The 14,983-nt window shown below is 67.2% G+C and carries 14 protein-coding genes and 1 pseudogene; 10 read left to right on the top strand and 5 right to left on the bottom strand.

The features are described from left to right. The 3 genes from HWX39_RS01025 (at position 1) to HWX39_RS01015 (ending at position 3,635) form a co-directional block, all read left to right on the top strand. On the top strand, positions 1-993 hold the full coding sequence (locus tag HWX39_RS01025; RefSeq protein ID WP_175965165.1) for an ABC transporter ATP-binding protein: 993 nt from the start codon (positions 1-3) through the stop codon (positions 991-993). Then, on the top strand, positions 990-2,009 hold the full coding sequence (locus HWX39_RS01020) for an oligopeptide/dipeptide ABC transporter ATP-binding protein (RefSeq protein WP_175965164.1): 1,020 nt from the start codon (positions 990-992) through the stop codon (positions 2,007-2,009). The genes HWX39_RS01025 and HWX39_RS01020 overlap by 4 nt, the downstream gene beginning before the upstream one ends. Before the next feature lie 165 nt (positions 2,010-2,174). Beyond that, on the top strand, positions 2,175-3,635 hold the full coding sequence (locus tag HWX39_RS01015; RefSeq protein ID WP_175965163.1) for an OprD family porin: 1,461 nt from the start codon (positions 2,175-2,177) through the stop codon (positions 3,633-3,635). 54 nt (positions 3,636-3,689) lie between these two features. On the opposite strand, the gene HWX39_RS01010 is transcribed toward HWX39_RS01015, so the two are convergent. From HWX39_RS01010 to HWX39_RS01000, 3 genes and pseudogenes are all read right to left on the bottom strand, one after another. Continuing rightward, positions 3,690-4,685 (bottom strand): DedA family protein/thiosulfate sulfurtransferase GlpE, encoded by a 996-nt coding sequence (locus HWX39_RS01010; protein ID WP_175965162.1) that lies wholly within the window; start codon positions 4,683-4,685, stop codon positions 3,690-3,692. 159 nt (positions 4,686-4,844) lie between these two features. Further along, on the bottom strand, positions 4,845-5,114 hold the full coding sequence (locus tag HWX39_RS01005; RefSeq protein ID WP_011353737.1) for a hypothetical protein: 270 nt from the start codon (positions 5,112-5,114) through the stop codon (positions 4,845-4,847). A gap of 272 nt (positions 5,115-5,386) precedes the next feature. Next, positions 5,387-6,422 (bottom strand): annotated as a pseudogene (locus HWX39_RS01000) (phospholipase domain-containing protein); the annotation flags it as partial. 320 nt (positions 6,423-6,742) lie between these two features. Between HWX39_RS01000 and HWX39_RS00995 the strand changes: the two are divergent. From HWX39_RS00995 to HWX39_RS00985, 3 genes are all read left to right on the top strand, one after another. Continuing rightward, positions 6,743-7,243 (top strand): GNAT family N-acetyltransferase, encoded by a 501-nt coding sequence (locus HWX39_RS00995; RefSeq protein ID WP_175965161.1) that lies wholly within the window; start codon positions 6,743-6,745, stop codon positions 7,241-7,243. A gap of 272 nt (positions 7,244-7,515) precedes the next feature. Next, the gene (locus tag HWX39_RS00990) at positions 7,516-9,111 is read left to right on the top strand and encodes a thioredoxin family protein (protein WP_175965160.1); all 1,596 of its coding nucleotides are present in this window, start codon (positions 7,516-7,518) and stop codon (positions 9,109-9,111) included. 29 nt (positions 9,112-9,140) lie between these two features. Next, complete coding sequence (locus HWX39_RS00985) at positions 9,141-9,551, top strand: 5-carboxymethyl-2-hydroxymuconate Delta-isomerase (RefSeq protein WP_244134866.1); 411 nt, start codon at positions 9,141-9,143, stop codon at positions 9,549-9,551. 77 nt (positions 9,552-9,628) lie between these two features. Here the strand turns inward: HWX39_RS00985 and HWX39_RS00980 are convergent, their stop codons facing one another. Together HWX39_RS00980 and HWX39_RS00975 are read right to left on the bottom strand one after the other, a co-directional pair. Next, complete coding sequence (locus HWX39_RS00980; protein WP_175965159.1) at positions 9,629-9,892, bottom strand: DUF4148 domain-containing protein; 264 nt, start codon at positions 9,890-9,892, stop codon at positions 9,629-9,631. Between the two features lie 247 nt (positions 9,893-10,139). Beyond that, positions 10,140-11,543 (bottom strand): GntP family permease, encoded by a 1,404-nt coding sequence (locus HWX39_RS00975; RefSeq protein ID WP_175965158.1) that lies wholly within the window; start codon positions 11,541-11,543, stop codon positions 10,140-10,142. 317 nt (positions 11,544-11,860) lie between these two features. On the opposite strand from HWX39_RS00975, the gene HWX39_RS00970 reads away from it, so the two are divergent. From HWX39_RS00970 to HWX39_RS00955, 4 genes are all read left to right on the top strand, one after another. Further along, positions 11,861-13,339: a sigma 54-interacting transcriptional regulator gene (locus tag HWX39_RS00970; RefSeq protein ID WP_175965157.1), complete on the top strand. Its 1,479-nt coding sequence runs from the start codon at positions 11,861-11,863 to the stop codon at positions 13,337-13,339. Between the two features lie 54 nt (positions 13,340-13,393). Next, complete coding sequence (locus HWX39_RS00965) at positions 13,394-13,921, top strand: BON domain-containing protein (protein WP_011353745.1); 528 nt, start codon at positions 13,394-13,396, stop codon at positions 13,919-13,921. 61 nt (positions 13,922-13,982) lie between these two features. Beyond that, positions 13,983-14,255 carry a hypothetical protein gene (locus HWX39_RS00960; protein WP_175965156.1) on the top strand — a complete coding sequence of 91 codons (273 nt, stop codon included), beginning with the start codon at positions 13,983-13,985 and terminating at the stop codon, positions 14,253-14,255. Positions 14,256-14,358: 103 nt separating this feature from the next. After that, on the top strand, positions 14,359-14,658 hold the full coding sequence (locus HWX39_RS00955) for an H-NS histone family protein (RefSeq protein WP_175965155.1): 300 nt from the start codon (positions 14,359-14,361) through the stop codon (positions 14,656-14,658). Positions 14,659-14,983: the final 325 nt, after the last annotated feature.

The raw sequence follows: 14,983 nt of genomic DNA, 5'->3' as shown, positions 1-14,983 counted from the left end.
ATGGCTGCACTGCTGGAAGTAGACAACCTCGGCGTGCGCTTCACGCGCAAGGACGCACCGCCGGTCGACGCCGTGAGCGGCGTGTCGTTCTCGCTCGAAGCCGGCAAGACGCTCGGCATCGTCGGCGAATCGGGCTCGGGCAAGAGCCAGACCGTGATGGCGCTGCTCGGCCTGCTGGCCGGCAACGGCACGACGACGGGCGTTGCGCGCTATCGCGGCGACAACCTGCTCGAGATGGATACGCGCGCGCTGAACAAGGTACGCGGCGACCGGATCGCGATGATCTTCCAGGATCCGATGACGTCGCTCAATCCGTTCCTGACGATCGAGCGGCAGATGACCGAGACGCTGCAGCTGCATCGCAAGCTGTCGCGCAGGGAAGCCACGAAGCGCGCGATCGAGGCGCTCGAATCGGTGCGCATCCCCGACGCGGCGCGGCGCATCCGCATGTATCCGCACGAGTTCTCGGGCGGCATGCGCCAGCGCGTGATGATCGCGATGGCGCTGCTGTCCGAGCCGGAAATCCTGATTGCCGACGAGCCGACCACCGCGCTCGACGTGACCGTGCAGGCGCAGATCATCGACCTGCTGCGCGAGCTGAACCGCGAGCGCGGCACCGCGATCGTGCTGATCACGCACGACATGGGCGTGGTCGCCGGCCTCGCGGACGACGTGATGGTCATGTATGCGGGCCGCACGGTCGAATACGCGCCGGCCGATTCGATCTTCGCGGCGCCGTCGCATCCGTACACGATCGGCCTGCTCAACGCGCTGCCGCGCCTGACCGACGCGGACGATGCGCCGCTCGTCGCGATTCCCGGCAATCCGCCGATGCCCGGCACCGCGCCGGCCGGCTGCGCGTTCGCGAAGCGCTGCACGTATGCGGAAGAACGCTGCGGCTCCGCGCGCCCAGTGCTCGAAACCTATGGCGCCACGGGCGCGGTGCGCGCGTGCCACCGCCCGGTGGCCGATCTGACGGGAGGTCTGCGATGAGCGTCGATGAACGCCGCCAAGCCGGCGCGACGGACGACACGCTGCTGTCCGTCGATGGTCTGAAAGTGCATTTCCGTGTGCCGCTCGGCGGCTATCCGTGGTCGCCGAAAGGCACGCTGCGCGCGGTCGACGGCGTGTCGTTCGACGTGAAGCGCGGCGAGACGGTCGGGCTCGTCGGCGAATCGGGCTGCGGGAAGTCGACGCTTGCGCGCGCGCTGATCGGGCTCGTGCCGATGACGGCCGGCACCGTGAAATGGCGCGGCGAAACCGTCGAGCCCGATCACCTGCGCGGCAACGCGATGCGGCGCGAAGTGCAGATGATCTTCCAGGATCCGCTCGCGTCGCTCGATCCGCGCATGACGATCGAGCAGGTCGTCGCCGAGCCGCTCGTCACGCACCAGGCCGGCCTCGGCCGCACCGAAGTGCGCCGCCGCGTGGTCGCGATGCTCGAACGCGTCGGCCTGAACGCGCATCACCTGCTGCGGTATCCGCACGAATTCTCGGGCGGCCAGTGCCAGCGCGTCGGCATCGCACGCGCGCTGATCGGCGAGCCGAAGCTCGTGATCTGCGACGAACCCGTATCGGCGCTCGACGTGTCGATCCAGGCGCAGATCGTGAACCTGCTGCGCGACCTTCAACGCGAACTGTCGTTGTCCTATCTGTTCGTTGCGCACGATCTGGCGGTGGTGAAGGCCATCAGCCAGCGTGTGCTCGTGATGTATCTCGGCCGCGTGATGGAGTTCGGCACGCGGCATGACGTGTACGGCGTGCCGCAGCACCCGTACACGAAGGCGCTGCTCGATGCGGCGCCGACGCCGGAGCCGGCGCGCGAGCGTGCTCGCCGTCCGATGCTGCTGGCGGGCGAGATGCCCTCGCCGCTCAACCCGCCGTCCGGCTGCGCGTTCCGCACGCGCTGCCCGGTCGCGATCGAAGCGTGCGCGCAGGACGTGCCGCTGCCGGAGGTTCGGCAGGGGTCGGCCGCGCGTGTCGCGTGCATCCGCGCGGGTGTGGCGTGAGCTGAAGTGACGCAGCAAACATAACCAAGGCAGGTCAACAGGGGTAGGTGCGGCGCGAACGATCTTCGCGCCGCGGGTACAGGCGCGTCCTTAACCGGGCGCGCCGGGGGGCCGGGCGCGGATCGCAACCGGCGTGGACGATATCAACACAAGACGAGAATGACGATGAAAAAACAGAAGACGATCGGGACGGCATCGAAAATGCTGCTTGCGTGGGGGTTGCCGGCACTCGCCGGTGTTTCGCTGACCGGCGTCGCGCACGCCGACGACGCGGCCCCCGCACCGCTGACGGTCGCACAGGCCGCACCGGGCACGACCGTTGCGCAGGCAACCACCCCGAACGCCGTTATCAACGCCGAAGCAACCCAGGCCGTTACGCCGCCCGATGAGCCGTCGGCCCAGTCGAAGTCGAAGGGCTTCATTGCCGACAGCCATCTCGACTTCCTGTTCCGCAACTATGCGGACGTGCTCGACGCCAAGGGCGGCCCGCATCGCCACGCGTGGGTCCAGGGCGCGATGGCGAACTTCGAGTCGGGCTATACGACGGGCCTGATCGGTATCGGTTTCGACGCATCGCTGTATGCGGCGCTGAAACTCGACGGCGGCCAGGGCGCCGGCAGCATGGTGCACATCGCGAAGGGCGGCGGTGGCGGCAACCAGCTCGCATGGGCCTATCCCGGCATCTACGACGTGAAGGCGCGCATTTCGAACACGGTGGTCAAGTACGGTCTGCAGGCCGTCGACAACCCGTTCATGGAGCAGCACGACAACCGCGCGCTGCCGCCGACGTTCCTCGGCGCGACCCTCGTCAGCAATGAATTCAAGAACGTGATGCTCGAGGCCGGCAGCTTCACGAAGACCGACGCGCGCGGTCACACGACGCTCACCAACCTGACGACGCAATACGGCGGCACACGCATCAACCGCCTGTCGTACGTCGGCGGCACGTGGGATTACTCGCCGAACGGCGAAATCGCGCTGTACGCGAACCAGGCTGACGACGTGTGGCACCAGTACTACGCGTCGGTGAAGCACAGCATCGGCAGCCCGCAGACGATCAAGTGGACGGGCTTCGGCAACGTCTACTCGACGCACGACACGGGCGATGCGCTGCAAGGCAAGATCAACAACAACGCGTACAGCCTGTCGCTGGCCGCGCAGCACGGCCCGCACGAGCTGCTGCTCGGCTTCCAGCAGGTGCTCGGCGACCAGTTCTTCGACTACCTGAACGAAACGAACGGCATCTTCCTGACCAACTCGATGGACGTCGACTACAACGCGCCGCACGAAAAGTCGCTGCAGCTGCGTTACACGTTCTACGGCAAGGAAGCGGGCCTGCCGGGTTTCAAGGCGATGGTCTGGGGCGTCACGGGCTGGGGTGCGGACGGCAGCGCGGGCGCGGCGAACGACCCGAGCAAGTCGAGCATCTACTGGAGCAACGGCGCGCCGGTGCAGGGCCGTCACCACGAGTTCGGCTTCATCCCGTCGTACACGTTCCAGAGCGGCAAGCTGAAGGACACGAAGGTCACGTTCATCGCAATGTGGCACGCCGGTTCGGCACACTACTCGGACGCGACGAACACCGAGTACCGCCTGGTCGTGAACCTGCCGCTGCACGCGTTCTGATCGCGGGGGGCGCATGCGCCCCCGCATCGCACGGCCGGCCTTCGATCGAAACGATCAGGCCGGCTTGTGCAGCCCCGCGACCGGATCGTTCGCAGCGGGCATGTCTTCCACGAGCGACGTGAGCTGGCGGCCGGTATCGCGCCATGCATCGAGGCCGCCGCGCAGCGCGAGCGCATCGGTGAAGCCGGCGTCGAGCAGGCGCTTCGCCATCAACGCGGCCGTGAACTCGTTCGGGCACGAGCAGTACACGACGAACTTCTGCGTGAACGGATAGCGCGCGACGATGTCGCCGATCTGGCGTTCGTCCGCGAACTGCGCGCCGGGAATCGTGAACGGGTCGAGCTTGCGGTGCTCGGGCGAGCGCACGTCGAGGACCACCGGCGCGGCTGTATCGCGCAGCATCGTGTCGAGCTCATCGACGCCGATCCGCGCGCTCGCGAGCTGGCGGATCAGTGCGCGGCGGCGCATCCAGCGGATCGCCGCGTACACCGCCAGCACCGCGACGGCCACCAGCAGCGCCACGCGGCCGAGCTGGCCCGCACCGGCGAACAGCCAGTCGATCTGGCGATAGAACATCACCCCGATCACCAGCCCGACGATCGTCCACAGCGCGGCGCCGAGCGCATCGTAGCCGACGAACGTGCGATAGCGCGTGCCGAACGCGCCGGCCATCGGCACCGACACGAGCGACAGCCCCGGAATGAAGCGGGCGACGGCGAGCACGCGCACGCCGTAGCGGCCGAAGAAGCGTTCGGTTTTCTTCACGCAGCTGTCGCGCGACAGAGACAGCCGGCAGATCGTCTTCAGCGTCGTGCCGCCGAAGCGCCGGCCGGCGAGATACCACACGGTGTCGCCGATCAGTGCGCCGAGCACCGACAGCGCGACCACCGTGACCAGTTGCGAGCCGATCATCGCCGGATGCATCGCGGACATCGCGCCGAACAGCACGAGCGTCGGCATCGCGGGCACCGGCAGCCCGATGGCTGCCGCGAGTACGTTGGCGAAGACGAGAAGCGGCCCGTATTGGGCGACGAGGTCGCGGAGGAGCATGACGGCTGGCCGAAGTGAAAACGCGTGCGGAAGGCACGCAGATGGGCCGATTATCGGCCTTTTTCAAGTCAGCGGCGGGAATAACGCAAAGCGCCTGACGGCGGCAGGGGGATGTCGGTGAGCCGGCGACCTGCGTGCGGCTCACCGTCCGAGATCAAATCAGGAGGAGGTGCGGGCGAGCGACGCTGCGCCGTGGTTTTCGCCGGGCAGCTCGGCGCCGTGCGAGCGGATCGCCGCGATCAGTTCGGCCGGCGTGATCTCGTAGCGGACTTCGCGGTGGATGCCGGGCTTGCGTTCGTCGATCTCGATCAGCAGCACGCTCTTGCCGTCGCCGGTTGCTTCGAGCCGGAGCGAGCGCAATTCGCGGCCGTCGGCCGGGTCGTGTTCGGTGAGCAGGGTCATTGCCCCGGATGAGCCGGTAGTGCGCATCGAACCTATCCTCGTATCGTGGATGCCGTCGTGGCGAAGATGTCGTTGTTGAATACAGCTTGACGCAGTTTAACGCGAACGGGCTGCAATTCGGAGCATTTTCGTTTGGCGAAATGAGGGCTGAAGCATCGATCCTTCTGATGTTTGAGCCGCGCGGGGCGGGCGTTTGCGCCGGATCGGGCGCAAGCGCGGCCGGCGCCTGAGCGCCGTTCGCGGCCGGGCCGGCCCGGGCGGCGACGCGCGGCGCAACGCGGGTCGCCGCGGCGGCATCGGAAGCGCTCGGCAAGCCCCATCGCCGGGTCGCTGACCGAGTGGCGGCCGGTTTCGACGCGGCGCGAGAAACTTGCGTCGCTGTTCGCGGTGACGATGAAGTCGTACCAGTGGCCGGTTGAGTCGAGTTTCCAGTGCAGCTCGGCCTGGTCGCCGGCGCGCACCGTGACCGTCCACGTGGTACCGGTGCCGTGATCGTGGCCGCGAGCCTGGCTGTTGCCGTCCTCGTTGCCGTGGCCGTGATCGCGATCATCGTGTGCGCCGCGCGCCGGACAGCTGCCTGCAGACCTGGTTCGACTTCACGGTGAAGCGCACCGCGCCGCCGCCGTGGTTGCGCAGCCGCGGATGGAGGTTGCCGCTCGCGCCCGCATGGCCGGCGCGCACTTCCGGATGCGGCGCGCGCGTCCCGGCGAGGCGGCTGAGGTCGCCGATGAAGCGGCGGTGACAGCCGTCCGGGCCCGGCACCCACAGGTCATATTTACCGCCATGGTCGGCGCCCGTGGCCCAATCGCCGTGCAGTGTCTTGCCCGGTTCGACGACGTAGCGCCTCGGCAGGCGGTCGAGCTGCAGCGTGTCATCGACGTGGAACGCGGCGGCGGCGCGTCCCGTGTTTGCGAACTTCAGCGTGACCGTGCCGTTGCCGGCATCGGTACGCGCGCTCGCATGCAGTTCGTAAGGCAGCGCGCGACGGGCGCATGCCGGTCGCCTGCGCGGGCTGCGACGGCACGGCCGGCGGCGCGATCTTCGGCGCGGCCTGTTGCGCGGCGCTCAGCGCGTCACCTGGTTTTTCGTCGTATGGCCCGCGAGCGTCGGCAGCGGTTCGTTGTTCGGCGAGCGGAAGTTACACGCGCTCGTCAGGTCGCCGCACACCGCGCGGCGGTCCGCGCTGATCTGCGGCTTCGCGACGCCGAAGCGTTTTTCGGGCAAGAGCGGCGTCGACGTATGGTCGAACACCTGCGAGTTGACCCAGCCGCCACGGCTCCATGGCGACACGACCCACATCGGCACGCGCGGGCCCGGCGCATGCCCGGTTGGGCGGCGCCCAGTCTAGGGAGGTGGCGTGACGTCGGCGTGATGAAGACATGACATCGCATGTCGCGTGCGTGACGTTGCGTGCGCAACGATCGATCGGAAAGCAATGTGCGCCGGAAGCGGGTTGGGAATTACCGATTGCAGTGTGTGGAATCGGTCGGATTTTTCCTGTTCGCGGTGGCGTCGCGTGATCGCGTGTCGTTGCGGGTGCAACGGCATCGCATGACACCCGTGTTTCAAATGCGTGAAATCGGATAAGCTCGATCCGTTGCTGCGCACGTGCGCAGTCCGCGCGACTGGCGCGACTTTTCGGAACCGGCCCACCCATGACCGACATCACGATCCGGCACAGCGAGACGCATGACGTCGACGCGATCCGGCAGATCGCCGCGCATCCCGCGGTGTACGCGAATACGTTGCAGCATCCGTTTCCGTCGCTCGAGAAATGGCAGAAGCGGCTCGAAGGCGCACGCGAGCACGGCGTGAGCCTCGTCGCCGAAATCGACGGCGCGGTGGTCGGCCATCTCGGCCTGCATCCCGAACAGAATCCGCGCCGGCGCCATGCGGCGGGGCTCGGCATGATGGTCGACGCGGCGTGTCACGGGCGCGGCGTCGGCAGCCGGTTGCTCGCGGCCGCGATCGACCTCGCGGAAAACTGGCTGAACATCGCGCGTCTCGAGCTGACCGTGTTTACCGACAACCGCACGGCGATCGCGCTCTACGAGAAGCATGGCTTCCGGATCGAGGGTGAATCGCCGGGCTATGCATTGCGCGACGGCGTGCATGCGTCCGTGTATCACATGGCGCGGATCAAGGCGCGACAGTGAAGGCTCGGCCGACGCGTATCCGACAGCGCGTGCAGCCGCGATGCCGCGCGTCATATTCATTCGAGAATTCGTTCGTTTTCTCCCGGCTGTGCCCGTCGTATCGTTGAACGATTTGCCGGTCGCCGCGGCCGGCGTGCGCTTTTCCGTAACGATCGTGCGCGGCGTTGCACGCCGGCCGGCTTCATCGTCACCGCTTCATGGCTGTTAATTCAAAGCCATCGCTTCGCGCGCCGCGCCTTCCCGCAACCGTCTCTTTCAACGGACCCGCTTCGATGAAAACCGCTCTCCGCAATCTGACTGCCGCCTGCCTGCTCGCCGCCGCGGGTGCGGCGTTTGCCGCTGCTACGCCCACTGGCGCCCCGGTGGCGAGCGCATCGTCTGATGGCACGCACCTGCCGCCCGGCATCGCGTGGCAGCACGGCGATGTCGACGCCGCCTTCGCGTTGGCGAAACGCACCGGCAAGCCGCTGCTGCTCTACTGGGGCGCGGTGTGGTGCCCGTCGTGCAACCAGGTGAAGTCGACGATCTTCAGCCAGCAGGCATTCAAGGCCCGCTCGTCGTTCTTCGTGCCCGTCTATCTCGACGGCGATACCGAAAGCGCGCAGAAGCTCGGTGAGCGCTTCAAGGTGCACGGCTATCCGACGATGATCCTGTTCCGTCCCGACGGCACCGAAGTGACGCGGCTGCCCGGCGAAGCCGATCTCGATCGCTACATGCAGGCGCTGTCGCTCGGGATGACGGCCGCGCACCCGGTGCGGCAGACCCTCGCGACCGCGCTGAAGAATGGCGCATCGCTGACGCCGGACGAATGGCGCCTGCTGGCCGACTATTCGTGGGATACCGACGGCGCGCTGCCGGTGGCGGCGGATCGCGTCGCCGAGACGCTGCAGTCGCTCGCGCAACGCGCGCGGGCGGCCGGTGCGAAGGCCGAATCGGCGCGCTTCGCGCTGAAGTCGGCCGTGGTCGCCGCGTCCGACGATCCGGCGCAGGCCGGCGCGCTCGACAAGGCGGCGCTTGCCGGTTCGTTGCGCACGGTGCTGCAGGATCCTGCGTTGTCGCGCGCCGATTCGGACGTGCTGGTTGCGGCACCCGCGCGCGTGGTCGCGTACCTCGGCGCGGACGACGCGCAGCGCGCGAAATTGCGCGGCGCGTACGACGCGGCGCTTGAGCGCCTGTCGACCGACACGACGCTGTCGTCGATCGACCGGCTGATGGCGCTGCACGGCCGCGTACTGCTCGCGCGCGGCGATGCACGCAAGGGGGCACCGCTGGCCGCGCCGGCACTGGCCGACGCCGCGCGCAAACAGATCGCCACGTCGGTGCAGGGCGCCGCGAATGCATACGAACGGCAGGCGCTCGTCAGCGAAGGCGCGGACACGCTGACCGACGCAGGGCTGTACGACGAGTCGGATGCGTTGCTGAAGGCCGAGTTGCCGCGCTCGTCCACGCCGTACTACTTCATGTCCGGGCTGGCCGCGAATGCGAAGGCGCGCGGCGACAAGGCCGCGGCGCTCGAGTGGTACCGCAAGGCATATGACTCGGCAAGCGGGCCGGCGACGAAGCTGCGCTGGGGCGCGAGCTATTTCGCGAATGCGGTCGAACTGGCGCCGGACGATTCGGTGCGCATCGAAGGGATCGCCGCGAGCGTGCTCGCGCAGGCCGGCAAGACGCGCGACGCGTTCTACGGCGCGAACCTGCGCGCGCTGACCAAGGTCGTCACGCAGCTGAACCGCTGGCGCGGCAGCGGTGCACACGATGCATCGGTCAGGTCGATCGCGAAGCAGTTCGACGGCATCTGTGGGAAACTGCCCGCCGGCGATCCGCAGGCAAGCGCCTGCGCGCGCCTGATCCAGCCGGTCAAGGCATAGCATCCGGTGGCGCTGCGCAGGCTTTCGGGATGCCGTCCGGCGTTTTTCCCGATACCAGCGAGGCCACCGACACCATGCCCCACCTGACGCTCGAATATTCCGCGAACCTCGACGGGTTCGACGCCGGCGCGACCCTGCGCGCGCTCAATGCCGCGCTTGCCGCGTCCGGCCATTTCGACGAACGCGACATCAAGAGCCGCGCGCTGCGGTTCGATACGTTCGCGGTCGGAACGTCGCCTGCGCCGCGCGCGTTCGTCCACGCAAAGCTCGCGGTGCTGAGCGGCCGGACGACCGACGTCAAGCGCGAACTTTCGGAGCAGGTGCTGGCGGAACTGAAGCGGCACGTCGTCGCGCCGCCCGGCACGCACCTGCAGCTGTGCGCGGAAATACTCGAACTGGAGCGCGAGTCCTACGCGAAAGCGAGCATCGAGCCGCGCTGAGCGGGCGGCGTGGTGCGCGCTGCGCAGGCCGGGAACGCGGCGCTGACGCGCACGCTGCCGGTGGATTCGAAACCGGGCTATTGGCCCGTGGCGTACGCGCCGCGATTGTCGTAACCGGCGCCCGTGGCCCGCGACGCACCCTGCTGCCGGGCGATCTTCGCCTCGGCGGCCTGAATGCTGGCCGGGTAGAACCAGTCGCTCGGCTGGAAGCCGGCCTTTCTCAATGCAGCCACTTCAGCGTGAACCTCGGCCCGCGTGAGCGGCTGGTTGGCTTGCGCGTGCGCGGCGAGGGGAGCGGCGAATGCGGCAGCCAGGGCGATGGTGCGGATCAGCGGATTCATGAGCGGATACCTCCAGGTTTTCGACGGTGCCGATCGCATACGGCGACCGTCGAAAGCAGTGTAGGCCTCGCCCGACTCGCGAAAAATGCCGCTACGCCCAACGTAGTGTTCTGCTGCAGACAACAATGCGTGAGCCGGCGGAGCGTGCCTGGACGGCGCCCGGCAAAAGGGGGGGAGCGGAGGAGCAGCCGGCCGCATGTGCGCAGCCGGCGGACAGCGGCCCGGCGGCGGGCCGCTGTGGCGGGTGTTACACGAGCCCCGTCGTGTAGTACACGGCGATCACGAAGAACACCGCGAGCGTCTTGATGATCGTGACCGCGAAGATGTCGCGATACGACTCGCGGTGCGTGAGGCCCGTGACCGCGAGCAGCGTGATCACCGCGCCGTTGTGCGGTAGCGTGTCCATGCCGCCGCTCGCCATCGCGACGACCCGGTGCAGTACGTCGAGCGGGATATTGGCGGCCTGCGCACCCTTGATGAACAGGTCCGACATCGCGGCGAGCGCGATGCTCATGCCGCCCGACGCCGAGCCCGTGATACCGGCGAGCGAGCTGACCGACACAGCCGCGTTGACGAGCGGGTTCGGGATGCTTTTCAGCGCATCGCCGACGACCAGGAAGCCAGGCAGCGCGGCGATCACGCCGCCGAAGCCGTATTCCGACGCGGTGTTCATCGCGGCGAGCAATGCGCCGCCGACGGCGGCTTTCGAGCCGGCCGCGAAGCGGTCGCTGACGCGATTGAACGCGGTCAGCACGACCAGCACGATGCCGAGCAGCAGCGCGGCCTCGACCGACCAGATCGCGACGACGGTCTTGATCGACGTCGTGACCGGCGCGTGCACGCCAGGCAGCACGTCCGGCGCGACCGTGTACGACGCGGCGCCGTACCACTGCGGAATCAGCTTCGTGAACGCGAAGTTCGACACGCCGACGAGGATCAGCGGCAGGATCGCGAGCGCCGGGTGCGGCAGCGACGTCGCCTCGACGCGTTCCGGCTCGTTGACGAGCGACGTGCCGTAGCCCTCGCCCTTCGCCATCGCCGAGCGGCGGCGCCATTCGAGATACGTGAGGCCGACGACGACGATGAACAGCGAGCCGATCGTGCCGAGCGCCGGCGCGGCCCAGGCGGTCGTCTTGAAGAACGTGGTCGGGATGATGTTCTGGATCTGCGGCGTGCCGGGCAGCGAATCCATCGTGAACGAGAACGCGCCGAGCGCGATCGCGCCGGGCATCAGCCGTTTCGGAATGTTGCTCTGGCGATAGAGTTCGGCCGCGAACGGATACACCGCGAACACCACGACGAACAGCGACACGCCGCCATAGGTGAGCAGCGCGCACACCGCGACGATCACCGCATTCGCGCGCGAGCGGCCGATGTAGCGGATCGCCGCATGAACGATCGATTCGGAGAACCCGGACAGTTCGATCACCTTGCCGAACACGGCGCCGAGCATGAATACCGGGAAATACAGTTTGACGAAGCCGACCATCTTCTCCATGAAGATGCCGGAGAAGACCGGTGCGACGGCGGCGGGTTCGGTCAGGAGCACCGCGCCGAGTGCGGCGATCGGCGCGAACAGGATCACGCTGTAGCCGCGATACGCGGCGTACATCAGGAACGCCAGCGCGGCGAGGACGATCACGAAAGACAAGGGGAGTCTCCTAATGGCTTTGATAGTTGTTCGATCGCGCGACGCGTCGCGGACCGGCTCAGGTTCGTGCAGGTTTCGTGCCATCGGCCGGATTGCGCCGCCGGACGTGGGTCCGCCGGAGACCGGAGGGCCCGCGCCGGTCGTTGTCTGAGGATTCTACATAAAACGTCTCCATCCGGAGACGAAATGGCCGTCCGGCCAGCCCGTGGAATCGGACAGGGCTTTCCCGGGCAACGCCTTGCGGCATGTCTCCAGAGTGAGATAATCCGTCTCGTTCTGGAGACAGCCGGTCGAAAATACACGGAGACGAAGACACGATGATGAACGACTGGGTCCGCCTGCCCGTCAACTACGGCGACGTGTTGCGGCGCGCCGCCGAGTCGCTGTTCCGGACCTTCGAGGATTCGAGTGCGGGCACGGTGGTCGTCGATCGCGATGCGCGCGTCGTGTGGATGAACGAGCGGTACGCGGCGCGCTTCGGTTTCGCCGATCCGCAGCAGGCCGTCGGCCTCGACTGCGAGGCCGTGATCCCGAACAGCCTGATGCGCGAGGTCGTCTCGACCGGGCAGCCGATCCTGCTCGACATCATGGAGACGGGCCGCGAGCCGCTCGTCGTCACGCGCCTGCCGCTGAAGAACGAGGCGGGCGAGACGGTCGGCGCGATCGGCTTCGCGCTGTTCGACCAGTTGAAGACGCTCACGCCGATCTTTTCCCGCTACGCACAGCTTCAGCAGCAGCTGATCGCGACGCAGCGATCGCTCGCGCAGGCGCGCCGCGCAAAATACACGTTCGCGAGCTTCGTCGGCACGAGCGCCGCGAGCCTCGAAACCAAGCGCCAGGCGCGCCGCGCCGCGCAGGTCGATTCGCCGGTGCTGCTGCTCGGCGAGACGGGCACCGGCAAGGAACTGCTCGCGCATGCGATTCACGCGGCGTCGGCACGTGCGCTCCAGCCGCTCGTGACCGTCAACGTTGCTGCGATTCCCGATACGCTGCTCGAAACCGAATTCTTCGGCGCGGCGCCCGGCGCCTACACGGGCGCCGATCGCAAGGGGCGCGTCGGCAAGTTTGAGCTGGCCGATCGCGGCACGCTGTTTCTCGACGAGATCGGCGACATGCCGCTGCCGCTACAGGGCAAGCTGCTGCGCGTGCTGCAGGACAAGGAATTCGAGCCGGTCGGCTCGAACCGGATCGTGCGCGCGGACGTCCGGATCATCGCTGCCACCAGCGCCGACCTGCCGGCGCTGGTCGCGGCCGGGCGTTTTCGCGCGGATCTCTATTACCGGCTGAACGTGCTGACGATCCACGCGCCGCCGCTGCGCGAGCGCGCGTCCGACATCGCGGCGCTCGTCTACGCGGCGCTCGAGGAGCTGGCCGCGCAGCACGGGCGCGCCGCCCATTGCGAGCTGACCGACGATGCGCTGCGGATGCTGTGTGCGTATCCGTGGCCGGGCAACGTGCGCGAGTTGCGCAATACGCTCGAACGCGCGCTGATGCTGTCCGACCGGTCGGTGATCGATGCGCGCGCGCTCGCGCCGTTCCTCGGGCCGGTGCGCGTATCGACGGACGGTGCCGCACCGGCTCAGCCGCTCGTCGTGTCGCCGGTCGACCGGCGCGCGGGCGAGGTGCCTGCTGCGCCGGCCGCCTCGTATGCCGATGCATTGGCGGCGTGGGAGCGCCAGTTCCTGACCGATGCGCTGGCGGCATGCGGCGGGAAGGTGGTGGAAGCGGCGGCACGCATCGGGATCGGTCGCGCGACGCTCTACAAGAAACTGGCGGCGCTGGGCATCGACCGGTAAGCCGATCGGCAAAACCGACGCGCTCGGACGAGAGGCATCGAACAGGAGATCACGATGAAACGGATCGGCATCGCGGGGTGGTTGACCCTGTTGCTGGCGACCTCTGCGTTCGCGCAGTCCGGCGACACCGATGCGCCCGAGGCGCGGCGCAACTGGTACAACGATCCGTTCATCGCGCTGTCGCGGGACGTGGCCGAATGCCCGTTGCCGCTCGGCCCGTGGATGACCCGGGCCGAGATGACGGACGACGCGCACTACCGCGCCGAACGCGGCACCACCTGCTGGCTCGCGCATCGCTGCACGAAGCCGAATTCTTATATGTATGACGCACCGATCGCCGACGCCGTGAAGGCGCACTTCGCCGGCTCCGACCGACTGCATGGCACGAGCCTGTGGATCACCGTGCAGCGACGTTTCATCTATGTCGAAGGGTGTGCCGACACGGCGTTCGATCGGCAGGCGTTGCAGCGCGAACTCGAGGCGCTTCCCGACGTCGAGCAGGTGTTCGTTCGCATCACCGACGATCCACGCAAGAGCTTGCCGTACAAGGCGCGCGGGCAACCCGGCCGTACGCCGAACTGACGGCCGAAGGGCTGCGCATGGCATACTCGCGACATTCAAAAAAAGGTTGACGGGAACAACGATGAAACACATGCTTGCGTCGGTCTGTCGGCGGCCTCGGGCGGCCATCGTGTTGGCTCTGGTTGCAGGGCTCGGCGGGTGTGGCGGCAGCGCGCCGCTGTTCACTTCGGACGGGCGTCCGACTACCCAGGTGCAATGCACCGGGAGCGACTGGAGCAATTGCACGGACAACGCCCGGGCGATCTGCAACGGGGATTTCGAAGTGCTTCAGCAATCGAGTGATGACGCCACGCGAAATCTTCTCTTCGCGTGCAAGAAGAAGAGCGGTTACTGATCCCGAGATAACCCGCCGAGGGGACCACGAGCGGGCGAAGCGTTTTACTGTTGGCTGAGAGTCATCTATTTTTCACGAATAACACTCACGGAGTCCCATCGATATGGCGACCTACAGGCAACTGACCGCGCAGCTCGAACGGCTTCAGGAAAAGATCGACAAGGAACGCGAAAAGGCGATTGCCGATGCGATTGCCGATATCCGCGCGAAAATCGAGGAATACGACATTACGCCGGAAGAGCTCGGGTTTCGTCCGGTGAGCGCGGCCGCTGCCAAAGCAAAGCCGAAGCGTACGTCGCCGCCGAAATACCTGAACCCGAAGACGGGCGAAACGTGGAGTGGCCGCGGGCGCTCGCCGGCGTGGCTCGGCAAGAACCGCGCACGTTTCCTGATCAAGGACTGACTCCCGAAAAACCTCACCTTTCGCGTATTGACTGACGGTGCGAACGGCCATGCGGCCGTCGCACCGTTTTGTTTTTGTGCATTCCCGGCGCGATTTCCGACGGCGTACTGAATGGCGACACCGCGCAATTAACGAATCACGTTTTGCGTATTCGCTGCGATTCGACGGCATATCGCGGCGAATTCCGGTAAACAGCCGCGCAATTGCGCAGCCCATGCGCATTGGCCTGCGCCATTCTCGTGGTGCACGCATGCAGCGAATTCCGATCACCTTTCGCGTGTTTGCGCGTGGCGCCGTGCATTTCCCGAAGATACTCACCATGGCT

It is taken from the genome of Burkholderia sp. BCC0322, from assembly GCF_902833045.1.
In the GTDB taxonomy this organism is placed as follows: domain Bacteria; phylum Pseudomonadota; class Gammaproteobacteria; order Burkholderiales; family Burkholderiaceae; genus Burkholderia.
The sequence above is the reverse complement of the archived record's forward strand: the minus strand, read 5'-3'. Positions and strand labels throughout refer to the sequence as shown.